Raw genomic sequence first — 26,878 nt, 5'->3', positions numbered from 1 at the left:
CTCTCTCAATCACGTTAAGGATGACGATCGTAAGCAGTGCTTACGATCAAATGGGGCGGATACTTTCTTCATCCAGCTCTGCATCAAAGAATCGACGCAGGGTCTGAATATTATTATCCGCAATAATGGACTCGCGCGCCTGCGCAAGTTTTTCTTCGTATATCGCCTGACGCCACTCCAGCGGCGTACGCACCGCGGGATTATCATCTTCAACGATAGTCAGTTCAACCGTTGAACCTTTTAACGTGCTCAACGCTTCAGCCAGTTTTTGCTGTGCGCCGCGGTTATTCAAATGCCGCTGAGAGGAGCGCAAATGCAGGCATACAGCGTTGTCGCTCTCCTCTTTCCAGGCATTTAACGCCACCTGCTCGACCAGTTTGGGTAGCGATAGTTGGCTCACCTGTGCCGCCCACGGGTCGCGCTCAATGGCTTCTGCCGCCAGCTTCGCCGCCAGTTCCGGCGTTTTTTCATGTTCCAGCGCTTTTTTTAGCGCCTTCGGCGTGGCGACCACTTCTTTTTGCTGCATCACTGGGGTGGTCGCCTTCCAGCGATACGCTTCTTTTTTGGCTGGCGCTTTTTCCAGCGCCGATGGCACCGGACGCGACTGAACGCGATCGGTGACCGAAGCCAGTCTTTCCAGCGCAGCGTTATTCACCGGCCGCGCGCGGGTAGCGGCTGCCGGTTCACTCTTTTTTGCTTTGGTTGCTCCCTGAGCGCGCTGCAGTTGCTGACGCGCCGCCAGCACCTGGCTGGTGGTTTCTGAGAGCGGTACAGTCGGTGCCTGCTGCGGCGCTGGTTGCGGTTGCGGCGGCACCTGGGTTGGCGTCATTACTGCCGTTGGCGCGACGGGCGCAAAGGACTGGCGTGGCACTTCTGGCTCAGGCAGCGGCATACGCGGATGGAACGCCAGCGCGCGCAGCAGTGTCATCTCAACGCCCATGCGGCGATCCGGCGCATACGGTAATTCTTTGCGACCAATCAACAGCGTCTGATAGTAAAGCTGAATATCCGTCGGCGGTATGGTGCGCGCAAGTTCACGCATCCGCAACTCGATGGCGGCCATGTCGTTGCCAAGTGCTGCAGGCGAAAGTTGTACCATCGCAATGCGGTGCAACAGGCCGAGCATTTCCACCAACAACGCTTCCCACTCGATACCACGGGCAGCGGCTTCATTAATCAGCGCCATTACGCGCTCGCCGTTGGCCTCGACCATCGCTTCAACCAGCGACAGCGCCTGATCGTCGTCAAGCGTACCCAGCATCGCGCTTACTGACTGGGTCGAAACCTGGCCGTCGCCGCTGGCAATCGCCTGGTCGGTCAGACTTAAGGCATCTCGCAAACTGCCTTCGGCGGCGCGCGCCAGCAGTTGCAGTGCGCGTGGCTCGTGAGCGATATGTTCTTCGTTGAGGATGTGCTCAAGCTGGTGGCGAATTTGCTCGACATCCAGCGCCTTAAGATGGAATTGCAGACAGCGTGACAAAATCGTCACTGGCAATTTCTGCGGATCGGTCGTCGCCAGCAGAAACTTGACGTGCTCTGGCGGCTCTTCAAGGGTTTTTAACAGTGCGTTAAAGCTGTGACGCGACAGCATATGCACTTCGTCGATCAGATAGACTTTAAAACGACCACGCGCCGGAGCGTACTGAACGTTATCCAGCAGGTCGCGGGTATCTTCAACTTTAGTGCGCGAGGCGGCGTCGATTTCAATCAAATCGACAAAGCGCCCCTGCTCGATTTCACGGCAGTTATCGCATACGCCGCACGGCGTCGCGGTAATGCCGGTTTCGCAGTTTAGCCCCTTCGCCAGCAGTCGGGCGATAGAGGTTTTTCCGACGCCACGGGTGCCGGAAAAAAGATAAGCATGATGAATACGCCCTAACGACAAGCCGTTCGCCAGTGCGGTCAGCACATGTTCCTGGCCGACGACGTCAGCAAAGGTTTGTGGGCGCCATTTTCGGGCTAAGACCTGATAACTCATTGGCAGGCTCTGAAACGCTGGAAGGTGGATTCACGAAGGGGTAATGCTAACACAGCCCCGTCAGAACGGCGAGGCTGAATGTACAACTTGTGCTGCCCATGACGTGGGCTGGCGAAAATTAATGGCCCGGGAACGGGACAAGGCTATAACAGGTAATGCCCTGCTTTTCGAGGCGCTGTTCGCCGCCAAGATCGAACAGATTAATGATGAACGCAGCGTCAGTAACTTCACCACCTAAACGGCGGATCAGTTTAACCGTCGCTTCAATGGTGCCGCCTGTTGCCAGCAAATCATCAACCACCAGCACTTTGTCGCCAGGTTTAATGGCATCAACGTGGATTTCCAGCTTATCGGTGCCGTATTCCAGTTCATAAGATTCGTTGATAGTTTCGCGCGGCAGTTTGCCTGGTTTACGTACCGGCACAAAACCAACGCCCAGACCCAATGCTACCGGAGCGCCGAACAAGAAGCCACGAGCTTCAGTGCCGACAACTTTGGTAATGCCCGCATTTTTGTAACGCTCAACCAGTAAATCGATGCTGAGAGCGTAAGCTTTCGGGTCTTCCAGTAAGCTGGTGACATCACGGAAAAGAATGCCGGGTTTCGGGTAGTCCTGAATGCTTTTGATGCTATTTTTGAGATACTCAAGCTGCTGTGCAGTCGCGGTCATAAGTGTATGCCTGCTTGTTACGGTGGTACTCACGGCGCGTTTTAAACGAGTCAAAAGTAACAGTTGTTTAACCTTTGACCGCCTGCGCCTGTGCTCGAAAACGCCAGAATGTACTGGCTGTGGGCGATAATTGCAACAGCGATTGTTGTGCTTTGCCGTTTTTATTGCTTTTCATCAATCACCGGGATTCGCCACATAAAAATCAGCAAACAGCCGAGGATCACCAATAACAGAATCCGCACCCACGTCATATGGACGAACCAAAGTGAAATAGCAAAAGTCAGTAAAATAATGCATATCGCCCGAGGCTTTGCGCCGCGTGGCATTGCATGATATTTCTGCCAGAAGCGTAAATAGCTGCCAAACCATGAGCGGTACAGCAACCAGGCGTGGAAGCGCGGCGATGAACGGGCAAAGCACCAGGCGGCCAGTAGGATAAATGGCGTCGTCGGCAATACCGGTAATACCACGCCCAGCGTACCCAACACTACCGCCAGCCAGCCAATGATGATTAAAATGATTCGTTGCATATTATGTGTAGTCAGCATACAGAGTGGCTACTTTAGCATAACAATTATCATTTTCATTGAGGTCTTATCGTGAAAACTGCCCTGCTGCTGGAAAAACTGGAAGGTCAGCTCGCCACGCTGCGCCAGCGTTGTGCCCCGGTGGCGCAGTTCGCCACGTTAAGCGCCCGTTTCGACAGGCACCTTTTTCAGACCCGTGCGACAACGTTACAGGCGTACCTGGAAGAAGCGGGAGATAATTTGTCAGCGCTTCGCCATGCGGTTGAGCAACAGCAACTGCCGCAAGTCGCCTGGCTGGCAGAACATCTGGCGGCACAACTGGAAGCCATCGCGCGTGAAGCCGCAGCCTGGTCGCTACGCGAGTGGGATAGCGCACCACCAAAAATTGCCCGCTGGCAGCGTAAACGTATTCAGCATCAGGAGTTTGAACGACGGCTACGTGAAATGGTTGCCGAACGTAAAGCCCGTCTGGTGCGGGCGACCGATCTCGTGGAACAGCAAACGCTACATCGTGAAGTGGAAGCCTATGAAGCGCGCCTGGCGCGTTGCCGTCATGCGTTGGAAAAAATCGAAAACAGGTTAGCGCGTTTAACCCGCTAACAATGGAGAAAGTATGTCACTGGAAAATGCCCCTGACGATGTCAAACTGGCCGTCGATTTAATTGTGCTACTGGAAGAAAATCAAATCCCTGCCAGCACCGTGCTGCGCGCGCTGGATATTGTAAAGCGTGATTATGAAAAGAAATTAACGCGGGATGATGAGGCGAAAAGTGATAAATAAAAGGGGCCGCTAAATGTCCCCTAAGATTGCGGTCAAACGCAAAACTGCCTGATGCGCTACGCTTATCAGGCCTACACCGCTCCTGCAATATATTGAATTTTCGCGGTTTCGTAGGCCGGATAAGGCGGTCACGCCGCATCCGGCATGAACAACGCGCACTTTGTCAGCAATCTCGGGGGCAACTAAATGCCGCCCCTTTCGTTATTATCCTACCGCAGGCGTCGGATCGTCACCTTTGTAGTCACGTTTCACTTCCGTCACTTCATCGCCCTTCTCGTTATGCAAATGCACTTCAAGCTGGTTAAAGGCAATGTTGATGTCGTTTTCACGGCATAACTGATCGATAGTACGGTTCAGTTCATCGACGGTGCGGCTACGGTCGCGCAGTTCACGAACATACAAGCGCAGTTCGTGATCCAGCGTGCTGGCGCCAAATGCAGTAAAGAAGACTTCTGGCATTGGCTCGTGCATCACCCTTGGATGCTCTGTCGCTGCCTGAAGCAGGACTCTGCGGACTTTTTCCAGATCGGAGCCATAGGCCACGCCCAGACGGATCACCAGACGCGTGGTGGTATCAGTCAACGACCAGTTAATCAGACGCTCGGTAACAAACGCTTTGTTCGGGATGATCACTTCTTTGCGATCGAAATCGGTAATCGTTGTCGCACGAATACGGATCTTACTGACCGTCCCAGAGTAGGTACCAATGGTTACCGTATCGCCAATGCGCACCGGACGTTCGAACAGGATGATCAAGCCGGAGACGAAGTTACCGAAGATCTCCTGTAAGCCAAAACCAAGACCTACGGATAATGCTGCTGCCAGCCACTGGAGTTTATCCCACGAGACGCCCAGCGATCCGAACACCGTCATCGCACCAACGGCAATGATGATGTAGTTAAGGATAGTGGTGATGGCATACGATGCTCCCTGGCGCATGTTCAGGCGCGACAGCACCAGCACTTCCAGCAAACCAGGCAGGTTGCGAATCAACGCCCAGGCCACCATTGAGACGATAATCGCAAACAACAGACTGCCCATGGTGACGTTTTTCACCACCGCAGCGCCAGCTTCAGTGCCGTTGTAATGCCAGAGCGTGATGCTGTCGAGATAGCTGAACACGGTGATCAAATCGGACCAAATTGCCCAGAACATGACACCGAACAGCGCAAACATCAGCAACATGGTAATACGCAGCGTCTGCTGGTTAACCTGCTCCAGCGCGATGGTGGGTTCTTCCGGCGGTTCAGCACCTTCTGCGCCCTCTTTCACCAGATTCTGCCGACGCGCCAGCGCACGACGCCAGGCGATACGTCGCGCCGCTACGCTTAATCCGCGCAACACCGTCTGGTAGAGCAGGTTCCAGATGATCACCAGATAAACGGTTTCAATCCAACGCCCGGAGAGGCGCAGCGTGGTGTAGAAGTAACCTGTAGCGGTCAGCACCATCAGCGCAATCGGGATAATCGACAGCACGGTAATGGTGACCAGTCGCATGGTGTGCGACTCTTTATCACGCCAGCTTTCGCGGCACATCGGCCACACCAGGAAGGCAATCAGCAGCAGGTTGAAGAAAATCATCGCCTGCCCCAGCACATCATCCATCAGATGCAGCGGGGAGAGTTCTGCCACCACAGACCAGAAATGGATCGGCAGCAACGCGAGGCTGATGCGGACAATTTGCCGACGCCAGTGGCTGGTCTGCTGTTCCGGCATACCAAAGTGACGCACGGCAACACCGTTTTTCTCCAGCACTTTCCAGCACAGGCCAAACACCAGCCAGAAAATCGCCAGTTTTTTGCTGAACGACCACAATAATTCACTGATGTTGAGTTGCATCGTCAGTAGAATCAGACCGACAGCGAGAATAATCAGGCACACCGGCAGTGCGCGGATCAGATCAATAAGAATCGCTTTTGGCGTATTGAGCTGGCTATCGTTACGCAGGGAACCTACCGCCGAAGCCAGTTTTTGTTGATATGCTTTCAGCCAGCCTAAACGCCAGTGAATCAGCCCGGCAATCAACAGCAGCGGCAAACCGGCAAGGAAAGCGATAAATACGGCGGGCCAGGCTTTTTCCCAGTTCACCGTAATTTTCATCGATTTAAACTCATCTTTCAGGGTTTGCGGGAACGCTTTGATCCAGTCCCAGTCCATCGGACGGTTACTGTTCACCCAAAAAATTTGCTGAGTCAGGATGGATTTCAGGTTTTTCGATACGCTCATTAACTGCTGCTGGTTGATTTGCAGGTTAATGGCCATCATCAGCTGGTTACCCAACTGTTTGTTAAGCTGATCCAACAGTTCGCGACGCATATCAACCACTTGCAATAACGCATCGTGAACTTCGCTGTTGACTTCGTTGGCGTGACCTTCTTCCAGCTTGCTGACGAACGCATCGCTCTGGAACAGCGCGTCACGTTGCTGGTTGACTTCAAACTGTTCGAGACGCAAGTCCGCGATGCGGTTGGTCATATTTTCCAGTTCATCCGCCGAGGGCAGCGTTTGTTGTTGCTGATAAAGAATGCGTGAAAGCAGCAGACTGCCCTTCAGGACAGAAATCTGCTCTTTGATGTTACGTTCCGATTGCAGCGCCCGCTCCAGCCAGTTTTTGACTTTGATGTTTTGCTGCATCAGGACATTACCGTTTTCGGTAGCGGTAATCAGACGCTGGCTTAATTGCTGGTTTATTTCCAGCTCCTGCTTCACCAGCGGATTAGCCTGAATACGCGCAGCTTCATCCGGGGTAACGGCTTCCTGCGCCGTTTTTTCGGTTAATGTCAGGCGCTTGCTGTTCACCGCCTCCTGCAACAGTTGTAGCTGATGTTCAAGTCGCGTACTGTTCGCCGTCACGTAATCACGCTGCTTTTGCAGGGTGTCCTGTAAGACAGTGTTCCCTTCCAGGCTTTTACGCTGTTGGTCAATCTCGGCATTCAGCAAAGCCTGCTGTGCCTGCATTAACACTTTCTGGCTGGGACGTAAGGCGGCTTCGCCGACCTCGGTTCCATCCAGGCGGCTGCGAATTTGTTGCAATTGCTGCGAGGCGGTATACATCGCATTTTGCACGCGTTCAGGCTGCGTCTGTAACGAAACTAACTGGCTGTTATAAGAAGCCAGATCATTTTGTGCATTCTGCAAATCGTCCAGCGCCTGGGAGACACGTAACTCCAACTGGCGCAACGATAGCGTACTCAGAATTTTGCGGGTTTCTTCGTCGTTATCCACATCGTTGAGCGCAGTTAACGCTGCGGTCGCTTGACGCATTTTCTCTGGCGCTTCGGCAACTTTTTGCCGTAATTGCACCGTTTCGTCTTTTATGCGATCGATTTTCTCGAGGGTGGCTAACGTGTCAGTAATATCTTGCTGCACCAGCTTGTCCTGGGCAGAAAGATCTTTTTGTTTATTCAGTGAGTCAAGTTGTGCCTGCAGGTCTGCTTTCGTCGGTAGATCACCATTCGATGACGCCCGCGCAAACGCCGTGTTCTGGCATAACAAGACAAGAACAAAAGCAATAAATGCTGAAAAAACAAAATGCCGTGATCGTTTGTAATACTGGAACATAGTCATGATGAATGAAGGTTTCTGAACCTGAAGAACGACCTGAACGAGTCGGGTGGCTAGAATATCACGGTGTAGAGAGCCAGAATAGCAACAGCGAAAATGTCCAGGATAAATCCTGGAGTCTGATTCAGGATTTTTCGTTGGCGGCGGGAGTACGAAGAGTCGGGCAAAGAAGATACATTTCCAACAAGATGGCTACGTAATCGCGGGCTTCTTTTTTGAGATCAAAAGATTGCGGTGCAAACAGCCAGTTTTCCATCAGGCCGGAAATATAACCGCGCATAATTATCGCCGCACGGCGCGTCATTAAATTGGTTGGTAATAATTTTTTTTCAATACAATGTCTTAACGTTTGCTCTATACGTTCATAACTTTCCAGACAGAGATTTCGTTGTGCCTGTTGGACAACCGCCATTTCTCCGACAAACTCGCATTTGTGGAAAATAATCTCCATCAATAATCGACGCCGTTCTTCCGTCACCGTCGATTCAAGCACATGAATTAGTATTTCTCTTAAAACTGAGAGTGGATCGTCAGGGAATTTTGCCTGATACTCAAGCTCTAGTTCACCAATATTGGACTCTGACAGCTCCCAGATCTCACTGAACAAATCCGACTTGTCTTTAAAATGCCAGTAGATTGCACCGCGCGTAACGCCTGCCGCTTTTGCAATCTCTCCCAGTGAGGTGGATGATACCCCCTGCTGTGAGAAAAGACGTAGCGCCACATCGAGGATGTGTTGACGCGTTTCTTGCGCTTCTTGTTTGGTTTTTCGTGCCATATGTTAGTGAATTTACAGGCGTTAGATTTACATACATTTATGAATGTATGTACCATAGCACGACGATAATATAAACGCAGCAATGGGTTTATCGACTTTTGACCATTGACCAATTTGAAATCGGACACTCGAGGTTTACATATGAACAAAAACAGAGGGTTTACGCCTCTGGCGATCGTTCTGATGCTCTCAGGCAGCTTAGCGCTTACAGGATGTGACGACAAACAGGCCCAACAAGGTGGCCAGCAGATGCCCGCCGTTGGGGTAGTAACAGTCAAAACTGAACCTCTGCAGATCACAACCGAGCTTCCGGGCCGCACCAGTGCTTTCCGGATCGCAGAAGTTCGTCCTCAAGTTAGCGGGATTATCCTGAAGCGTAATTTCAAAGAGGGTAGCGACATCGAAGCAGGTGTCTCTCTTTATCAGATTGATCCTGCTACCTACCAGGCGGCGTACGACAGTGCAAAAGGCGATCTGGCGAAAGCGCAGGCGGCAGCCAATATCGCGCAACTGACTGTTAATCGTTACCAGAAACTGCTGGGTACTCAGTACATCAGTAAGCAAGAGTACGATCAGGCTCTGGCTGATGCGCAACAGGCAAATGCGGCTGTCACTGCGGCAAAAGCGGCTGTTGAAACCGCGCGGATCAATCTGGCTTACACCAAAGTCACCTCTCCGATTACTGGCCGTATTGGTAAATCAAACGTGACGGAAGGTGCCCTGGTGCAAAACGGTCAGGCGACTGCGCTGGCAACCGTGCAGCAACTTGATCCTATCTATGTGGATGTTACCCAGTCCAGCAACGACTTCCTGCGTCTGAAACAGGAACTGGCAAACGGTACGCTGAAGCAAGAGAACGGCAAGGCCAAAGTCTCGCTGATCACCAGCGACGGCATTAAGTTCCCGCAGGACGGTACGCTGGAGTTCTCTGACGTGACTGTCGATCAGACCACTGGGTCTATCACTTTACGCGCTATCTTCCCGAACCCGGATCACACTCTGCTGCCGGGTATGTTCGTGCGCGCTCGTCTGGAAGAAGGGCTTAATCCTAACGCCATTTTAGTTCCGCAACAGGGTGTAACTCGTACACCACGCGGTGAGGCTACCGTTCTGGTGGTTGGCGCGGATGACAAAGTGGAAACCCGCCCAATCGTCGCAAGCCAGGCTATTGGCGATAAGTGGCTGGTGACAGAAGGTCTGAAAGCAGGCGACCGCGTAGTAATAAGTGGGCTGCAGAAAGTGCGTCCTGGTGTCCAGGTAAAAGCACAAGAAGTTACCGCTGATAATAACCAGCAAGCCGCAAGCGGTGCTCAGCCTGAACAGTCCAAGTCTTAACTTAAACAGGAGCCGTTAAGACATGCCTAATTTCTTTATCGATCGCCCGATTTTTGCGTGGGTGATCGCCATCATTATCATGTTGGCAGGGGGGCTGGCGATCCTCAAACTGCCGGTGGCGCAATATCCTACGATTGCACCACCGGCGGTCACGATCTCCGCTTCCTACCCCGGCGCTGATGCGAAAACAGTGCAGGACACGGTGACACAGGTTATCGAACAGAATATGAACGGTATCGATAACCTGATGTATATGTCCTCTAACAGTGACTCCACGGGTACTGTGCAGATCACCCTGACCTTTGAGTCTGGTACTGATGCGGATATCGCGCAGGTTCAGGTGCAGAACAAACTGCAACTGGCGATGCCGTTGCTGCCGCAAGAAGTACAGCAGCAAGGGGTGAGCGTTGAGAAATCTTCCAGCAGCTTCCTGATGGTTGTCGGTGTTATCAACACTGACGGCACCATGACGCAGGAAGATATCTCCGACTACGTAGCGGCAAATATGAAAGATGCCATTAGCCGTACGTCGGGCGTTGGTGACGTTCAGCTGTTCGGTTCACAGTACGCGATGCGTATCTGGATGAACCCGAATGAGTTGAACAAATACCAGCTAACGCCGGTTGATGTCATTACCGCTATCAAAGCACAGAACGCCCAGGTCGCAGCCGGTCAGCTCGGCGGTACACCGCCGGTGAAAGGCCAGCAGCTTAACGCCTCTATTATTGCTCAGACGCGTCTGACCTCTACTGAAGAGTTCGGCAAAATTCTGCTGAAAGTGAATCAGGATGGTTCCCGCGTGCTGCTACGTGATGTGGCGAAGATTGAGCTGGGTGGTGAGAACTACGACATCATCGCGGAATTTAACGGACAACCGGCTTCTGGTCTGGGTATCAAGCTGGCAACCGGTGCGAACGCGCTGGAAACTGCTGCGGCAATCCGAGCTGAACTGGCGAAGATGGAGCCATTCTTCCCGTCAGGTCTGAAAATCGTTTATCCGTACGACACGACGCCGTTCGTGAAAATCTCTATTCACGAAGTGGTTAAAACCCTGGTCGAAGCGATCATCCTCGTGTTCCTGGTTATGTATCTGTTCCTGCAGAACTTCCGCGCGACGTTGATTCCGACCATTGCCGTACCGGTGGTATTGCTGGGGACCTTTGCTGTCCTTGCCGCCTTTGGCTTCTCGATAAACACGCTAACGATGTTCGGGATGGTGCTCGCCATCGGCCTGTTGGTGGATGACGCCATCGTCGTGGTAGAAAACGTTGAGCGTGTGATGGCGGAAGAAGGTCTGCCGCCGAAAGAAGCCACACGTAAGTCGATGGGGCAGATTCAGGGCGCACTGGTGGGTATCGCGATGGTGCTGTCGGCGGTATTTATCCCGATGGCCTTCTTCGGCGGCTCTACTGGTGCAATCTATCGTCAGTTCTCCATTACCATTGTTTCGGCAATGGCACTGTCAGTGCTGGTGGCGTTGATCCTGACTCCGGCACTTTGTGCCACTATGCTGAAACCTATCGCTAAAGGCGATCACGGCGAAGGCAAAAAAGGCTTCTTCGGCTGGTTTAACCGCATGTTCGAGAAGAGCACGCACCACTACACCGACAGCGTAGGCGGTATTCTGCGCAGCACGGGGCGTTATCTGGTGCTGTATCTGATCATTGTGGTCGGCATGGCTTATCTGTTTGTACGTCTGCCAAGTTCCTTCTTGCCAGATGAAGACCAGGGTGTATTTATGACCATGGTCCAACTGCCAGCGGGTGCGACGCAGGAACGTACGCAGAAAGTGCTCAATGAGGTGACGGATTACTATCTGACCAAAGAGAAGAACAACGTTGAGTCGGTATTCGCCGTTAACGGCTTCGGCTTTGCGGGACGTGGTCAGAACACCGGTATTGCGTTCGTTTCGTTGAAGGACTGGGCTGACCGTCCGGGTGATGAAAACAAAGTTGAAGCGATTACCACGCGTGCAACGCGCGCTTTCTCGCAGATTAAAGATGCGATGGTCTTCGCCTTTAACCTGCCTGCGATTGTGGAACTGGGTACGGCAACGGGCTTCGACTTTGAGCTGATTGACCAGGCGGGCCTCGGTCACGAAAAACTGACTCAAGCGCGTAACCAGCTGCTGGGCGAAGCGGCGAAACATCCTGATCTGTTGACCAGCGTGCGTCCAAACGGTCTGGAAGATACTCCGCAGTTCAAGATTGATATCGACCAGGAGAAAGCTCAGGCACTGGGTGTTTCTATTAACGATATTAACACTACCCTGGGCGCTGCATGGGGCGGCAGCTACGTGAACGACTTTATCGACCGCGGTCGTGTGAAAAAAGTTTACGTCATGTCAGAAGCAAAATACCGCATGCTGCCGGAAGATATCGGTAACTGGTATGTGCGTGCTGCTGATGGCCAGATGGTGCCGTTCTCGGCATTCTCCTCTTCGCGTTGGGAGTACGGTTCGCCGCGTCTGGAACGTTACAACGGCCTGCCATCCATGGAGATCTTAGGCCAGGCGGCACCAGGTAAGAGTACCGGTGAAGCAATGGCGCTGATGGAACAACTGGCGAGCAAACTGCCTACCGGTGTTGGCTACGACTGGACGGGGATGTCCTATCAGGAACGTCTCTCCGGCAACCAGGCGCCGTCGCTGTATGCGATTTCGTTGATTGTCGTGTTCCTGTGTCTGGCGGCATTGTACGAGAGCTGGTCGATTCCGTTCTCCGTTATGCTGGTCGTGCCGCTGGGGGTTATCGGTGCGTTGCTGGCAGCCACCTTCCGCGGCCTGACCAACGACGTCTACTTCCAGGTGGGCCTGCTCACAACCATTGGGTTGTCGGCGAAGAACGCGATACTTATCGTCGAATTCGCCAAAGACTTGATGGATAAAGAAGGTAAAGGTCTGATTGAAGCAACTCTGGATGCGGTGCGGATGCGTTTACGCCCAATCCTGATGACTTCACTGGCATTTATCCTCGGTGTTATGCCGCTGGTTATCAGCACCGGTGCTGGTTCCGGCGCGCAGAACGCAGTAGGTACTGGTGTAATGGGCGGGATGGTGACCGCAACTGTACTGGCTATCTTCTTCGTTCCGGTGTTCTTCGTGGTGGTTCGCCGCCGCTTTAGCCGCAAAAATGAAGATATCGAACATAACCATACAGTCGATCATCATTGATTAATGTCGTAATCACTAAGGCCGCGCAAGCGGCCTTTTTTATACGCGTAATCTTAATGTTGAAATGTTTATAGTTAATGATTTCAAACGTAAGTTAGTTTTAACGCCGCATAAAATTCATAAAAAATACTTATTGTTAGTTAATTTATATTAAGTCGTACCGATGGATTTAATAACCCCCAGGCATCTAGAGGCTATTCTTAATTATTTGCGGCAATTCTTTATTTGTTCATGTCAATTACATCATAATCAGAGTAATCCTGGGTATTAGTGTGACAAATCGTCAGACCATTTTATCACTCTCAAACATCCTGATTACATTATGTTATGAATAGCATCAGACAAAGTGCTTTAGCCATTACGTCGTCAGCGCTGGAATGAGGAAGAGAGTCTTTTCCCTTCCCTCCTCCTAATTGTAATTTTTCGTAATAATACGATGAAAACCGCCAAAGAGTAGCTTATAGTTAATCTAACAAGTGAGAGGGCAGGCCAGGTCTGTAAGTTTTCCATCCCAAAAGGTGTCCGTTAGTTCAACCGCTAAGAAGGGGGACGCGTTATGGATGAATACTCACCAAAAAGACATGATGTCGCGCAGCTTAAATTTCTCTGCGAAACCTTGTATCATGACTGTCTTGCAAACCTTGAAGAAAGTAACCATGGTTGGGTTAACGACCCTACCTCGGCCATCAATCTGCAGCTTAATGAACTCATTGAACATATAGCAACCTTCGCACTTAATTACAAAATTAAGTATAATGAAGACAATAAGCTCATTGAGCAGATAGATGAATATCTGGACGACACCTTTATGTTGTTCAGTAGTTATGGTATTAATATGCAGGATCTCCAGAAATGGCGGAAGTCAGGTAACCGACTGTTCCGTTGTTTTGTGAATGCCACTAAAGAGAATCCTGCGAGTTTATCTTGTTAGAATTATTACAACCATGGGTAGAAGTATGTCCGATAAACCTTTAACGAAAACCGATTATTTGATGCGTCTGCGTCGTTGCCAGACAATTGACACGCTAGAGCGTGTTATCGAGAAAAATAAATACGAATTATCAGATAATGAACTGGCGGTATTTTACTCAGCCGCAGATCACCGCCTCGCAGAATTGACCATGAATAAACTGTACGACAAGATCCCCTCCTCTGTATGGAAATTTATTCGGTAATTAAATAGCAGACATTCGAAAATGTAACCGACTGTTTATTAACATTATTATATTATTCGCAATGAAAGCATACTGCATGTGACCTTCATCACATTCGGAAAACGGGAACGTTCTCTTAACTGACTATTCGCATTACCGTGTTGCCGCATTTTCAGCAACGGGAGGTCAGTAATGAGCACAGAAAAAGAAAAAATGATTGCTGGTGAGTTGTATCGCTCGGCAGATGAGGAGTTATCTCGCGATCGCCTGCGCGCTCGTCAGCTTATTCACCAATACAATCACTCCGCACCGGAAGAACAAACATTACGCCAGAAAATTCTCACCGATTTATTCGGTCAGGTAGCAGATGCTTATATTGAACCCTCTTTTCGCTGCGACTATGGCTATAACATTTTTTTGGGCAAAGGATTTTACGCCAACTTCGATTGCGTGATGCTCGATGTCTGCCCAATTCGTATCGGTGATAATTGCATGTTGGCACCAGGTGTTCACATTTATACCGCTACGCACCCTGTCGACCCAGTAGCCCGTAATAGTGGCGCTGAACTGGGGAAACCTGTGACTATCGGTAATAACGTCTGGATTGGCGGACGTGCTGTCATCAACCCTGGTGTAACCATTGGCGATAACGTCGTGGTGGCCTCTGGCGCCGTCGTCACAAAAGATGTTCCGGCTAACGTTGTCGTGGGCGGTAACCCGGCCACTGTCATTAAAAAACTGTAACCATGGTTGCAACTGTTATGCAAAATTGTGGTTAATCTGTTACTTTCATCATATGATTCCCACGTTAAAATAGGGTGTTCCCTGAAAAGTTGCAGATACCACAAAGGCAAAAGATGACTGAAATACAACGCCTGCTGACCGAAACAATTGATGCACTAAATGCACACGAAAAACGCGATAATAAACCTCGCTTTAGTATCAGTTTTATCCGTAAACATCCGGGGCTGTTTATCGGTATGTATGTCGCTTTTTTTGCCACTCTGGCGGTGATGTTACAGTCTGAAACGCTGGTTGGTTCAGTCTGGCTCCTGGTGGTATTGTTCATCCTGCTTAACGGTTTCTTCTTTTTTGACGTTTATCCGCGTTACCATTACGAAGATATCGACGTTCTTGATTTCCGGGTTTGCTACAACGGCGAATGGTACAATACACGCTTTGTTCCAACTGCATTGGTCGACGCTATTCTGAACTCGCCGCGTGTCGCGAACATCCACAAAGAACAGTTGCAGAAAATGATCGCTCGTAAAGGTGAGTTGTCCTTTTACGATATTTTCACTCTCGCCCGCACCGAAGCGACACCATAAGTTGTATCGCTCTCACCAGGCGTAAACATCCGCGCCTGGTGAATTGACAACAATCGTTGCCACAACTCATTTAACGAAACTCCCCCGCATCACTTATCTTTTGCATGCCCTTATTCGCTATCGGATATACTTTCCCTACACTGCGTAAATAAGGACATGCTGGTGAGAACACGACATCTGGTCAGCCTAATTTCAGGAGTACTGATCCTTTCCGTACTTCTACCAGTGGGCTTAAGCATCTGGCTGGCTCATCAACAGGTAGAAACGTCATTTGTTGAGGAGCTACATACTTACTCATCCCGCGTCGCTATTCGCGCCAACAAAGTGGCGTCGCAAGGGAAAGATGCCCTACAAAAACTGGAAAAATGGCAAGGCGCAGCCTGTAGCAAGGCTCATCTAATGGAAATGCGCCGGGTATCTTATAGTTATCGTTATATTCAGGAAGTGGTCTATGTCGATAACAACGTGCCTCAGTGCTCTTCTCTGGAACATGAAAGTCCGCCAGATACCTTCCCCGAGCCAGGTAAAATATCGAACGATGGTTATCGGGTATGGTTAACCTCGCACAACGATTTAGGTATTACCCGCTACATGGTTGCAATGGGAACTGCACATTACATAGTGATGATTGACCCCGCCTCATTTATAGATGTGATTCCTTATAGCTCGTGGCAAATTGATGCCGCGATTATTGGCAATGTGCATAACATTATCATTACCAGCAGTGACGAATTAGCCCAGGGAATTATTACCCAGCTGCAAAAAACACCGGGTGAACACATCGAAAAGAATGGAATCATTTACGATATCCTGCCTCTCCCCGAGATGAATATTTCCATAATCACCTGGGCTTCGACAAAAACGTTACAAAAAGGTTGGCATCGGCAGGTCTTTATCTGGTTGCCTGTCGGATTGTTAATTGGCCTACTGGCGGCAATGTTCGTCCTGCGGATTTTACGCCGTATCCAGTCACCGCATCATCGCCTGCAGGATGCTATCGAGAACCGCGATATTTGCGTGCACTATCAGCCTATTATCTCCTTATCGAATGGAAAGATTGTCGGAGCCGAAGCGCTGGCGCGCTGGCCGCAGACAGACGGTAGCTGGTTGTCACCGGATAGTTTTATCCCGCTGGCGCAACAAACGGGCCTGTCAGAATCTCTGACTCTGCTTATTATCAAAACGGTCTTTGAAGATATGGGCGACTGGCTGCGTCAGCATCCGCAGCAACATATTTCGATCAATCTTGAATCCACTGTGCTCACCTCGGAAAAAATCCCGCAATTGCTGCGTGAAATGATCAATCACTACCAGGTCAATCCCAAACAGATCGCTCTTGAACTCACTGAACGCGAGTTTGCTGATCCAAAAATCAGCGCCCCGGTAATCTCCCGATATCGACAGGTTGGTCATGAAATTTATCTTGATGATTTTGGTACCGGTTATTCGAGCTTAAGTTATTTGCAGGATCTGGATGTCGATATTCTGAAGATCGATAAATCTTTTGTTGATGCGCTGGAATATAAAAATGTCACACCGCATATCATCGAAATGGCAAAAACACTGAAACTTAAAATGGTGGCGGAAGGGATCGAAACCAGCAAACAGGAAGAGTGGCTACGCCAGCATGGCGTGCATTACGGCCAGGGATGGTTGTACAGCAAAGCATTACCGAAAGAGGAGTTTATACGCTGGGCAGAACGCCATCTGTGAATTTTGGGGCTGGCGGCACGCCGCACAGCCCGTCACGCTACTCGTCAATGATTGACTCGAACCCACCGTAGATCATTCGTTTACCATCAAACGGCATGGACTCGCCGAACTCTTTCATCCGTGGGTCCGACATCATCTTCTGATTGGCAGCGTCGCGGACCTCTTTTGAAGGGTATTCAATCCAGCTAAAAACCACTTCCTCATTCTCTTCCGCTTTGACCGCCATACGAAAATCGGTCACTTTGCCATTCGGTACATCGCTGGCCCAGCATTCAACAATGCGCAGGGCGCCAAACTCTTTAAACAGCGGCGCGGCCTTTGCGGCCATTTCACGATAGGCATCCTTTTTGTCGGCAGGAACAGCAACCACAAAACCATCAACATACTTCATCAGACATACCTCCGAAGCGTACCGTGCAGCCAGAAAATTCTTGCGGCATCAGTCGTGGTTAAAGTTTAGCCACATTGAGATTTTTTGACGAAACGGTGGGAGGCAGAAATGGGTGGGGGCCCTGCCAGCTACATCCCGGCACACGCGTCATCTGCCTTGGCTGCTTCCTTCCGGACCTGACCTGGTAAACAGAGTAGCGTTGCGGGAGAACCAACAGAGCCCCCATTGAGAGCGTTGAGAACCAACGCGCAGGCGCATTATCACTGCTGCCCCTGCTAATTGCAACCCATTGCGTGCCGGATGCTGGTTTCTTGCGCAATGCGACTTCACTCGGACGTTTTTCCAGATTATGCTGAAAAATTACCTCAGGAAGAAAAGATGGAAAAAGAAGATTCATTTCCCCAACGCGTGTGGCAAATCGTAGCCGCTATTCCCGAAGGGTATGTCACTACTTACGGCGATGTCGCGAAACTGGCAGGATCGCCCCGTGCCGCGCGCCAGGTGGGCGGTGTGTTAAAGCGCCTGCCCGAAGGCAGCACTTTGCCCTGGCATCGGGTGGTTAACCGCCACGGCACAATCTCATTAACCGGACCAGATTTACAGCGTCAGCGCCAGGCATTACTGGCAGAAGGCGTGATGGTATCGGGAAACGGACAAATCGACTTACAGCGTTATCGCTGGAACTACTAACCCTCTCCGGGCGGAGAGGGTTAACTTCGCTTAATATTGCGTAGGAGCTGGAACTGCCGAAGACGGATTCACCTGGGTCGGTGAAGTCGATGGTACGGTAGTTGTTGCGCCACCACTGGCCTGGACAGGCACGGCGGTTTGCTGAACCGGCACCAATGTCAGGTCGGCTTTGGTTCCCCCCTGATTGACAACCGGCTGGACGGTATCGGTAATAAACACCAATTTGTCGTTTACGGTAATCGCCGCACTTAACAGAATACGCGCGTTCGGCTGAACGTCTGCCGGGTTAAATGGCAGAACAAAGCTGAATGGCGACTGTTTACCTTCGGTACGCACCGCTTTTTGCGCCAGTACTTTAGACGGCGCATCGGCTAAAGACGCGTCAGAAAGTGTCACGGTCAGCACAGCATCAGGAGGCAGTGCGACTTTCTGACGGATCCAGACCGTACCGGAGACATTAGGTTGCTGTATAGCAGGTTGTTGTGTCGCCGCAATAGAGGTATTTGCAGCAGGTGCTGGCGTCTGGATATCCGCGCTTTTATCAGCGCAAGCCGCCAACGCAATCGCAACCGCTAAACCACTGGCCATGTGCACGAGTTTCATTCACTTCTCCTTATTATCAATGCACCAGCGGGCTAACTTTCCTCGCCGGAATAGTGGTTAACAAAATCGTAACGTCAATAAGTGTGGCACAAATCACGTATTTACGCCTGCATTTAGCCCGTAATTCAGACCATTGCACCCATCGGACCAGTGACAAAATTGCGTTATACTCAACTCACTTTGGCTTGCTGCGGCAGCTTTGTTACTGGAGAGTTAATATGAGTCAGGCCTTAAAAAATTTACTGACATTGTTGAATCTGGAAAAAATTGAGGAAGGACTCTTTCGCGGCCAGAGTGAAGATTTAGGTTTACGCCAGGTGTTTGGCGGCCAGGTCGTGGGTCAGGCCCTGTATGCCGCAAAGGAGACAGTACCCGAAGAGCGTCTGGTGCATTCATTCCACAGCTACTTTCTTCGCCCTGGTGATAGCAAGAAGCCGATTATTTATGATGTCGAAACACTGCGTGACGGCAACAGTTTCAGTGCTCGCCGTGTGGCAGCGATTCAGAACGGCAAACCCATTTTTTATATGACAGCGTCTTTCCAGGCGCCAGAAGTTGGATTCGAACACCAAAAAGAGATGCCTCCGGCCCCAGCGCCCGATGGTTTGCCTTCGGAAACACAGATCGCCCAGTCGCTGGCGCACCTGCTGCCGCCAGTGCTGAAAGATAAATTCATCTGCGATCGTCCGCTGGAAGTGCGTCCGGTGGAATTTCATAACCCACTGAAAGGTCACGTCGCCGCGCCGCATCGTCAGGTGTGGATCCGCGCAAATGGTAGCGTGCCGGATGATCTGCGCGTTCATCAGTATCTGCTGGGGTACGCTTCTGATCTTAACTTCCTGCCGGTAGCTCTACAGCCGCACGGCATCGGTTTTCTCGAACCGGGGATTCAGATAGCCACTATTGACCATTCGATGTGGTTCCATCGACCATTTAATTTAAACGAATGGCTGCTGTATAGCGTGGAGAGCACGTCAGCGTCCAGCGCCCGAGGATTTGTGCGCGGTGAGTTTTATACCCAGGACGGCGTACTGGTTGCCTCGACCGTTCAGGAAGGGGTAATGCGTAATCACAATTAAAAAAACAGCCGGAGGTGAAAACCGTCCGGCTGCCAGATAGTTGGTAACATGCTTTTGTTGATGCCGGATGCGGGGTAAACGCCTTATCCGGCCCACCAATTATTGTAAATTCAACAAATTGTGATTTTTAATGTAGGCCTGATAAGCGCAGCGCATCAGGCTAAATTGCATTTGATTGCTTGTTACGCGTTATAGGCATTTTCGCCGTGGCTGTTGACGTCCAGCCCTTCTCGCTCCTGTTCTTCCGGCACACGCAGGCCAACCGTCAGATCCGCCAGTTTGTAGCCGATAAATGCCACCACACCGGACCAGACGATCGTAATGGCGACGCTTTCCAGCTGTACCAGCAACTGATGCCCCATAGTCACACCTTCAGCGAAGCCCACGCCGCCCAGCGAGCTGGCGGCAAAAATCCCGGTCATGATACAGCCGACAATGCCACAAACGCCGTGCACACCGAAGACATCGCAAGGATCATCGACCCGCAACAGGCGTTTGAGCATGGTAACGCCCCACAAGCCCGCCAGACCAGCTACCACGCCGATAATCAACGCACCGCCAACCCCAATGTAGCCACAGGCTGGCGTCACGCCGACCAGACCGGCAATCGCGCCAGAACACGCCCCCAGCAGTGAAGGCTTACCACGCAGCGCCCATTCACCGAAGATCCAGCCAAGAATTGCCGCCGCCGTTGCCACCACAGTATTCACAAATGCCAGTGCCGCGATTTCGTTCGCCGTACCCGCTGACCCGGCGTTAAAACCAAACCAACCGATATAGAGAATGGCAGTCCCGGTGAAGACCATTGGCAGGTTGTGCGGTTTAAACGCCTCTTTGCCAAAGCCCACGCGTTTACCTATCAGATACGCGCCCACCAGACCGGCGATTGCGGCGTTAATGTGCACCACCGTGCCACCCGCGAAATCCAGCGCACCATGAGAAGCCAGCAAGCCGCCGCCCCACACCATATGTGCAATTGGAATGTAGGAGAGCGTCAGCCACACCACCACGAAAATCAGCACTGCTGAGAAGCGGATCCGTTCCGCCAGCGCCCCGACTATCAAGCCTACGGTAATGCAGGCAAACGATCCCTGAAACGCCACGTGGATGTACTGATAAATGCTGCCCATGACTGCGGTCAGTTCAATATTTTTCAGCATCAACCAGTTAATGTTGCCGAAGAAGTTGTTGCCCTCACCAAACGCCAGCGAGTAACCGTAAACCACCCAGAGAATACAGACCAGTGCAAACGTCACGGTCACCTGCGTTAGCATCGACAGCACGTTTTTGCCGCGAATCAACCCGCCGTAAAACAGGGCAATCCCCGGAACAGTCATAAACAGTACCAGCGCAGTACAAATCATCATAAACGCATTGTCGGCTTTATCGGCTACCGCAGGTGCAGCCATTACCAGTCCCGGCAGCATCGCCAGTGAAGCAAGCCCAGTTTTTATCGTCGCTATCTTCATGTTTCGTTCCTGTTGCTGTGTGCCAGAGATTACAGCGCCGCTTCGTCGGCTTCGCCGGTGCGAATACGAATGACGCGTTGCAATTCAGCGACGAAGATTTTGCCATCGCCAATTTTTCCGGTGTAAGCCGCCTTACTGACGATATCGATCACTTCATCGAGTTGATCATCAGCAATCGCCACATCAATTTTTACTTTTGGCAGGAAGTTGACGCTGTATTCCGCGCCCCTGTACAGCTCAGCATGGCCCTTCTGACGCCCGAAACCTTTCACTTCGGTGACGGTCAGGCCCTGAATACCAATGGAAGATAACGCTTCACGAACGTCTTCCAGCTTGAATGGTTTGATTATCACGGTCACCAGCTTCATAGATCCTCTCCGGTCAGAATTCGGTAATGGTTCTGCTACACGAAGAAGGTATTGCAAGCGGTGTGCCAGAAATGAAAAACGAGAAAGAGAGCAGGAAGTTAAGAAGATTGAAAATAAAAACGCACTATGACAGTGCACAGTGCGTTACATTTTTGCACCACCGATGAAATTTTGCGCTAATCAGGCGCTCAGGGATTCATCTTCACGCACGCTGGCTGCCAGCTCTTCGCCCGCAAGTTGCAGTTGATACATCTGCCAGTAGCGCCCCTGGGCGGCCAGCAGTTGCTGGTGAGTGCCCTGTTCCACAGCCTGACCACGATGAAGCACCAGAATGGTATCAGCATCAACAATGGTCGATAAGCGGTGAGCAATCACCACCAGCGTAGTGTGTTCACGCACCGCCGCCAGAGCGTGCTGAATCGCCTGTTCAGTACCGGAGTCAATGCTGGCGGTTGCCTCATCAAGGATCAGGATTTGCGGCGTCTCCACCAGCACGCGTGCCAGTGCCAGCAGTTGCTTTTGCCCGACCGAGAGATTATTCCCCTGCTCGCCCAGCGGCGTATTAATACCGTCGCTCATGCTACGCGCGAGTTCCGCCAGTTGTACCGTTTCCAGCGCCTGCCAGACGCGCTCTTCGGAGATATCTCGTCCCAGCGTCACGTTGGCGAGGAAGGTATCCGCCAGCACTACCGGATCTTGCTGCACCATCGCCACGCCCTGACGCAGCGCGCTATGACTGAGCGAACTTAACGGACGTCCATCAAGGCGAATCTCACCTTCTGTTAGTGGGTAATAGCCCATCAGCAAACTTGCCAGGGTACTTTTGCCGCTACCGGTATGCCCCACCAACGCCACAAAGCTGCGCGAAGGAACGGCAAGATTAATATTTTTCAGCACCAGATTGTCATCGCGATAAGCAAACGACACGTTATCGACATCAATGGTGCCACTCTGTAACGGGCGATCATCATTGCCATATTGCTGGCGCGGTCCGTCCATCAGTTCAAACACTCGCTCGCCAGCAACAACGGCCTGTTGCAGCATCGCCTGCTGCGTGGTCAGTTCGATTAAGGGTTCGTTAAGTCGCCCCAAATAGCTGATAAACGCATACAGCACACCCACTTCAATAGTGCCGCTGGCGGAGAAGCCAAACAGCATCAACAAGCCACAAAGAATGAGCGATGAAAACAGACTCAGCAAGGGACGCAGTAAAAAGCCGTCCAGCCGTAGCGTTTGCATTCGCGCCATATAGTGTGAACGGCTGGCTTCGCCCATACGTTCGCCAAATCGCGCCTGCTGGCGGAACTGCTGGATGACGCTCATGCCGTTAATCACTTCGTTAAAGCCGTCGTTGATATCAGCCAGATAGGCGCGTACACGGCGGACAATCGGCGTGCTGTAACGCTGGTATATCACCATCACCACCAACACAACCGGGAATATCATTATCGCTACCAGCGCCATTCGCCAGTCGAGACTGAACATCGCTACCAGCATCGCCCCTACCAGGGCGGCACTACGCAAAACGGTCGCGACCACGGTAACGTAGAGATCGCGGATAACTTCAGTATCATTGGTAACGCGGGAAATCACCTGCCCGACCGGCTGAGTATCAAACTCACTCAACGGTTGGCGCAGTGCAGCATCCATCACATCGGTACGTAACTGTTGTACAACGCCTACTGCCGCCCGGTTAAACAACAGCGACTGCGCGTAATGTAGCCCGGCGGCAAACAGTTGCAGTACGACATATGCCGCCGCCAGCCCGACAACCATTTTCAGCGGCAGATTATTTTTCGCCACCATATTGTCGATAAAGTAACTGACGAGCAGCGGGCAGCTCACTTCTGCCGCCGCTGCCACCCACATCATCAACACTGCGATACCCAGCGGTTTACGCCATGGTGAACCGTAAGCTAACAGGCGCTTCAGAGTCGGCCAGAGTTGGCTAAAACTACGCATCAACGGCCTCCTCGTGATTTTCCGGAGCATCGTTGAGCGCCGCTTCCAGTTGTTGATAGCGATACATATCGCGATACCAGCCGCTTTGTTGCGCCAGCACATCATGATCGCCGCGCTGGGCAATATGCCCATGCTGCATCACAATAATTTCACTCGCTTCGGTCAGGGCAGAAAGGCGATGGGCGCTGATAATCACCGTTCTCCCCTGCCCCCACTGGCGCAGGTTATGGAGAATCTGGTATTCCGTGCGACCATCTACCGCCGATAGAGCATCGTCAAGAATGAGGATTTCCGCATTGACCAGCAATGCCCTGGCAATGGAGATTCGCTGTTTTTGCCCACCGGAAAGCATCACGCCGCGTTCGCCCACTTCTGTGTCGTAACCTTGCGGCAGACGCAAAATATCGTCATGCACGCTGGCTAACCGCGCTACGTGTTCAATCTCTTGCTGGGTGGCATTCGGGCAACCCAGCGCGATGTTATTAGCAACCGTGTCAGAAAAAAGGAACGGTGTCTGGCTAACTACCGCCAGGCGGCTACGCCAGCTGTCGAGTTGCAACTGCGTCAAAGGAATATCATGAAAACGGATATCACCCTCGGTGACATCAAAATGACGTTGAATTAATGACAGCACAGTACTTTTTCCGGAGCCGGTCGGCCCGCAAATTCCCAGCATCTGACCCGGTTTCAGCGCAAAACTGACGTTCTCGAGCGCAGGATGATGAGTTTGAGGATAGGTAAACTGGCGAATATTCACATCCAGTTCACCACGACCTTCTGGCACCTTATCTTTACCATCAATAACGACTGGCGCTTCGGCCAGCATGGTACGAATTCGGCTATACGCCGCGCTGCCGCGCTCCACAATGTTAAACATCCACGCCAGCGCCAGCATCGGCCAAATCATCAAACCAAGGTACATCATAAAACTGGTGAGCTGGCCCAACGTTAAGCTGCCCTGCACGACCATCCAACTACCACCGCCAATCGCCAGTAAATTCGCCATGCCAATCGCGATATAAATGGTCGGGTCGAAACGAGCATCAATGCGCGCTACTCGCATGTTTTTCTTACCGGTATCTTCGGCATCTGCGGCGAACAGCGCAGACTGGCGATCCTCCAGACCAAAGGATTTAATCATGCGAATACTGGTCAGACTCTCCTGGGTACGATCGTTAAGGCTGGAAAAGGCGGCTTGTGCCAGCTTAAAGCGTTCATGCAAGGCATCGCCGTTGCGTTTAATCATGATTGCCATCACTGGCATCGGCAACAGCGCTATTAAAGTTAACTGCCAGCTAATCTGCGTTGACATCATTATCAGCACTGCGCAACCCATCACCAGCGAATCTACCAGCGTTAGCACCCCTTCACCGGCGGCAAATACCACACGATCGACGTCATTTGTCGCACGGGCCATAAGGTCGCCCGTACGATGACGCAGATAAAACTCTGGATGCTGGCGGCTTAGCTGGCGGTAATAGTCTTCACGCAGTTCAACAGCCAGTTGATAAGACGCGCCGAACAGCAGTACGCGCCAGACGTAACGCAGGAGATAAACCACGACTGCAATCAACACCATGGTGGCGATCCACATCAGGATCTGCCCGGTAGTAAAGTGTTTTTCTGTCACGCCATCGACAACAATACCTACGACTTTTGGCGGGATCAGTTGCAGAATCGCAATAATGACAAGCAAGGCAACAGCCCCGAGATAGCGGCGCCATTCCCGGCGGAAATACCAGCTTAGTTGAGCAAATAATCGCACGCGTTATGTCCTGACCTGATCCTGGATAATTATTCGATAGGTAACGAGGTAGTGTACTTAATCTGTTCCATCGCGAAGCTGGAAGTGACGTCCGAAAGCCCCGGCACACTGTTAACCAGACGCTTATAAAACTCATCGTAGCGCTTCATATCAGCAACCTGGACCCGCATCAGATAATCGTATTCACCGGCCATGCGCCAGAAACCGAGAACTTCCGGCATTTCCGTGACGACCGTAACAAAGCGACAATACCATTCACTGCTGTGATGTTGCGTTTTAATCAGCACAAAAGCAGTCAGACCCAGGCCAATTTTTTCCGGATCCAGCAACGCGACTTTGCCGATAAGAATACCGTCATCTTCCAACCGTTTCAGACGCTTCCAGCAAGGCGTGGTTGTCAGATTAACGGCTTCTGCCAGTGCCTGCAAAGAAAGGGTGCAATCCTGCTGTAATAAGGCCAGCAGCTTACGGTCAATTTTATCTAACATAGCCAATCCACAGAGAATTATTTTCTCTTTTGATTCTATTTTAAAGGCCAAATAGCGACAATTTATTCCGTGCGATTTCACAGAGAATGCACAAAATGACAAATTCGGGGCAAAAAAAACCGGGCAGTTGCCCGGTGCGGGAAGGGATCTCGTTATTCGGGGGAATAAGGTAGATGTGGATTATCCAGCCAGTGCGTCAAAAAGTGAGAGACAGCCTGATTACGGCAGTGTCCAATCACCGGTAAATGAGGGAGTTCCGCACGCAATTGCGGCATCGCATTACCCATAATGAAGCCCTTACCGACGCTGCCTAACATTTCGCGATCATTCATCGCGTCACCAAAGGCCATACAGTCACGCAGCGAAAAACCTAAATGTTGGGTCAGCACCGTCAACGCAGCGCCTTTATTGCAGCCCACCGGCAGCACTTCCAGGCAATCAGTCGCGGAAAAACACAAATGTGCATGCTCACCTAAAGCTTCGTGTAGTTGGATCTGCAAGCGTGCAAGATCGTCGTGATCGCCACAGAAACAGATCTTGGTGACTCGATCGAGTGGCATTTTTTTGACATCGATTATCTGATAACGAAAACCGCTATAGACAAATGCCTGCAACAGCGCAGGGATCTCTTTCCCGGTAAACCAACCATCGTCATTGAAGATATGCATGCTGGCTCGGGTATCCCATTGCTGATACAACACCAGCTCCGCCACATCCGCAGGTAAATCATCACGATGTAAAAGTTCGCCTTCCAGAGAGTGCACACGCGTGCCGTTGCCGGTAATTAAATACGCATCCAGCGATAGCGCCCCGAGAATATGCTGCATCTCCAACGCATGACGACCCGTAGCAAATGTAAGGGTAATATCGCGTTCACGCAGGCGCGCCAGAGTAGAGAGCGTTTTCTCACCTAAATGATGGTCAGGCATCAATAAAGTGCCGTCCATATCAAATGCTGCCAGACGAGCCATTTCTTTCTCCACTCTGTGATACGGTTAATGGTGATTGAGTATCACTTGATATATACGGAAGTAATAGTGAATAGATAAAAAATATTGTTCCG

At 51.3% G+C, this 26,878-nt stretch carries 24 protein-coding genes, 1 other RNA gene and 1 other annotated feature; of the genes, 11 read left to right on the top strand and 14 right to left on the bottom strand.

The genetic code is table 11. The annotated features are described in order from the left end of the window. Positions 1–46 precede the first annotated feature (46 nt). The 3 genes from dnaX to FEK43_RS13840 all read right to left on the bottom strand — a co-directional run bounded on the left by dnaX (position 47) and on the right by FEK43_RS13840 (position 3,178). Positions 47–1,978 (bottom strand): DNA polymerase III subunit gamma/tau, encoded by a 1,932-nt coding sequence (gene dnaX / locus FEK43_RS13850; protein ID WP_130206303.1) that lies wholly within the window; start codon positions 1,976–1,978, stop codon positions 47–49. Next, positions 650–714, bottom strand: a sequence feature (DnaX frameshifting element). It overlaps the preceding gene by 65 nt. Positions 1,979–2,096: 118 nt before the next feature. Then, positions 2,097–2,648, bottom strand: a complete 552-nt coding sequence (gene apt / locus FEK43_RS13845) for an adenine phosphoribosyltransferase (RefSeq protein WP_064529079.1) — start codon at positions 2,646–2,648, stop codon at positions 2,097–2,099. A 161-nt stretch (positions 2,649–2,809) separates the two neighbouring features. Beyond that, positions 2,810–3,178: a DUF454 family protein gene (locus FEK43_RS13840; RefSeq protein ID WP_130215613.1), complete on the bottom strand. Its 369-nt coding sequence runs from the start codon at positions 3,176–3,178 to the stop codon at positions 2,810–2,812. Between the two features lie 69 nt (positions 3,179–3,247). Between FEK43_RS13840 and priC the strand changes: the two genes are divergently transcribed. Beyond that, a complete protein-coding gene (gene priC, locus FEK43_RS13835; protein WP_130206301.1) occupies positions 3,248–3,775 on the top strand; it encodes a primosomal replication protein N'' in 528 nt (175 codons plus the stop codon). A gap of 13 nt (positions 3,776–3,788) precedes the next feature. Next, a complete protein-coding gene (gene rsmS, locus FEK43_RS13830; RefSeq protein ID WP_000051154.1) occupies positions 3,789–3,956 on the top strand; it encodes a pleiotropic regulatory protein RsmS in 168 nt (55 codons plus the stop codon). A gap of 204 nt (positions 3,957–4,160) precedes the next feature. On the opposite strand, the gene mscK is transcribed toward rsmS, so the two are convergent. Continuing rightward, positions 4,161–7,523 carry a mechanosensitive channel MscK gene (mscK, locus tag FEK43_RS13825; RefSeq protein ID WP_135406155.1) on the bottom strand — a complete coding sequence of 1,121 codons (3,363 nt, stop codon included), beginning with the start codon at positions 7,521–7,523 and terminating at the stop codon, positions 4,161–4,163. A gap of 121 nt (positions 7,524–7,644) precedes the next feature. After that, complete coding sequence (gene acrR / locus FEK43_RS13820; protein ID WP_130206295.1) at positions 7,645–8,298, bottom strand: multidrug efflux transporter transcriptional repressor AcrR; 654 nt, start codon at positions 8,296–8,298, stop codon at positions 7,645–7,647. Positions 8,299–8,439: 141 nt separating this feature from the next. Here acrR and acrA point away from each other — a divergent pair, with 141 nt between their 5' ends. From acrA to FEK43_RS13785, 7 genes are all read left to right on the top strand, one after another. After that, a complete protein-coding gene (gene acrA / locus FEK43_RS13815; protein ID WP_130206293.1) occupies positions 8,440–9,633 on the top strand; it encodes a multidrug efflux RND transporter periplasmic adaptor subunit AcrA in 1,194 nt (397 codons plus the stop codon). A gap of 22 nt (positions 9,634–9,655) precedes the next feature. After that, on the top strand, positions 9,656–12,805 hold the full coding sequence (gene acrB, locus FEK43_RS13810; RefSeq protein WP_130206291.1) for an efflux RND transporter permease AcrB: 3,150 nt from the start codon (positions 9,656–9,658) through the stop codon (positions 12,803–12,805). A 556-nt stretch (positions 12,806–13,361) separates the two neighbouring features. Beyond that, a complete protein-coding gene (gene tomB, locus FEK43_RS13805; RefSeq protein WP_021532618.1) occupies positions 13,362–13,736 on the top strand; it encodes an Hha toxicity modulator TomB in 375 nt (124 codons plus the stop codon). A gap of 25 nt (positions 13,737–13,761) precedes the next feature. After that, positions 13,762–13,980 carry an HHA domain-containing protein gene (locus FEK43_RS13800; RefSeq protein WP_001280991.1) on the top strand — a complete coding sequence of 73 codons (219 nt, stop codon included), beginning with the start codon at positions 13,762–13,764 and terminating at the stop codon, positions 13,978–13,980. 171 nt (positions 13,981–14,151) lie between these two features. Beyond that, positions 14,152–14,703 carry a maltose O-acetyltransferase gene (maa, locus tag FEK43_RS13795; RefSeq protein WP_130206289.1) on the top strand — a complete coding sequence of 184 codons (552 nt, stop codon included), beginning with the start codon at positions 14,152–14,154 and terminating at the stop codon, positions 14,701–14,703. Between the two features lie 113 nt (positions 14,704–14,816). Continuing rightward, positions 14,817–15,287, top strand: a complete 471-nt coding sequence (locus FEK43_RS13790; protein WP_130206287.1) for a YlaC family protein — start codon at positions 14,817–14,819, stop codon at positions 15,285–15,287. Positions 15,288–15,449: 162 nt separating this feature from the next. Next, positions 15,450–17,000 (top strand): EAL domain-containing protein, encoded by a 1,551-nt coding sequence (locus FEK43_RS13785; RefSeq protein ID WP_135406154.1) that lies wholly within the window; start codon positions 15,450–15,452, stop codon positions 16,998–17,000. Positions 17,001–17,037: 37 nt separating this feature from the next. Here FEK43_RS13785 and FEK43_RS13780 read toward each other — a convergent pair whose 3' ends face one another. After that, positions 17,038–17,391, bottom strand: a complete 354-nt coding sequence (locus tag FEK43_RS13780; protein ID WP_064529090.1) for a DUF1428 domain-containing protein — start codon at positions 17,389–17,391, stop codon at positions 17,038–17,040. Positions 17,392–17,510: 119 nt separating this feature from the next. Beyond that, an RNA gene (ffs, locus tag FEK43_RS13775) (signal recognition particle sRNA small type) lies at positions 17,511–17,607 on the bottom strand. 162 nt (positions 17,608–17,769) lie between these two features. On the opposite strand from ffs, the gene FEK43_RS13770 reads away from it, so the two are divergent. Beyond that, entirely contained in the window at positions 17,770–18,081 is a 312-nt protein-coding gene (locus FEK43_RS13770; protein ID WP_130215477.1) for an MGMT family protein, read from the top strand. Between the two features lie 30 nt (positions 18,082–18,111). Here FEK43_RS13770 and FEK43_RS13765 read toward each other — a convergent pair whose 3' ends face one another. Next, on the bottom strand, positions 18,112–18,684 hold the full coding sequence (locus tag FEK43_RS13765; RefSeq protein WP_064527169.1) for a YbaY family lipoprotein: 573 nt from the start codon (positions 18,682–18,684) through the stop codon (positions 18,112–18,114). 218 nt (positions 18,685–18,902) lie between these two features. On the opposite strand from FEK43_RS13765, the gene tesB reads away from it, so the two are divergent. Further along, complete coding sequence (gene tesB / locus FEK43_RS13760) at positions 18,903–19,763, top strand: acyl-CoA thioesterase II (protein WP_130223207.1); 861 nt, start codon at positions 18,903–18,905, stop codon at positions 19,761–19,763. 182 nt (positions 19,764–19,945) lie between these two features. Here the strand turns inward: tesB and amtB are convergent, their stop codons facing one another. The 6 genes from amtB to cof all read right to left on the bottom strand — a co-directional run bounded on the left by amtB (position 19,946) and on the right by cof (position 26,786). After that, positions 19,946–21,232 carry an ammonium transporter AmtB gene (gene amtB / locus FEK43_RS13755; protein WP_130206280.1) on the bottom strand — a complete coding sequence of 429 codons (1,287 nt, stop codon included), beginning with the start codon at positions 21,230–21,232 and terminating at the stop codon, positions 19,946–19,948. A 29-nt stretch (positions 21,233–21,261) separates the two neighbouring features. Continuing rightward, positions 21,262–21,600 carry a P-II family nitrogen regulator gene (gene glnK / locus FEK43_RS13750; protein WP_000780338.1) on the bottom strand — a complete coding sequence of 113 codons (339 nt, stop codon included), beginning with the start codon at positions 21,598–21,600 and terminating at the stop codon, positions 21,262–21,264. Between the two features lie 180 nt (positions 21,601–21,780). Next, positions 21,781–23,562, bottom strand: a complete 1,782-nt coding sequence (locus FEK43_RS13745; protein WP_135406153.1) for a SmdB family multidrug efflux ABC transporter permease/ATP-binding protein — start codon at positions 23,560–23,562, stop codon at positions 21,781–21,783. Beyond that, positions 23,555–25,327, bottom strand: coding sequence for a SmdA family multidrug ABC transporter permease/ATP-binding protein (locus tag FEK43_RS13740; protein ID WP_130260299.1), 1,773 nt, complete (start codon positions 25,325–25,327; stop codon positions 23,555–23,557). The genes FEK43_RS13745 and FEK43_RS13740 overlap by 8 nt, the downstream gene beginning before the upstream one ends. A gap of 29 nt (positions 25,328–25,356) precedes the next feature. Further along, positions 25,357–25,815, bottom strand: coding sequence for a DNA-binding transcriptional regulator DecR (gene decR, locus FEK43_RS13735; protein WP_000884589.1), 459 nt, complete (start codon positions 25,813–25,815; stop codon positions 25,357–25,359). A gap of 152 nt (positions 25,816–25,967) precedes the next feature. Then, positions 25,968–26,786 carry an HMP-PP phosphatase gene (gene cof / locus FEK43_RS13730; RefSeq protein ID WP_135406152.1) on the bottom strand — a complete coding sequence of 273 codons (819 nt, stop codon included), beginning with the start codon at positions 26,784–26,786 and terminating at the stop codon, positions 25,968–25,970. Positions 26,787–26,878 lie beyond the last annotated feature (92 nt).

The organism is Escherichia sp. E2562 (assembly GCF_005781075.1).
Lineage (GTDB): Bacteria > Pseudomonadota > Gammaproteobacteria > Enterobacterales > Enterobacteriaceae > Escherichia.
This window is presented reverse-complemented; position numbering and strand designations above follow the sequence as displayed.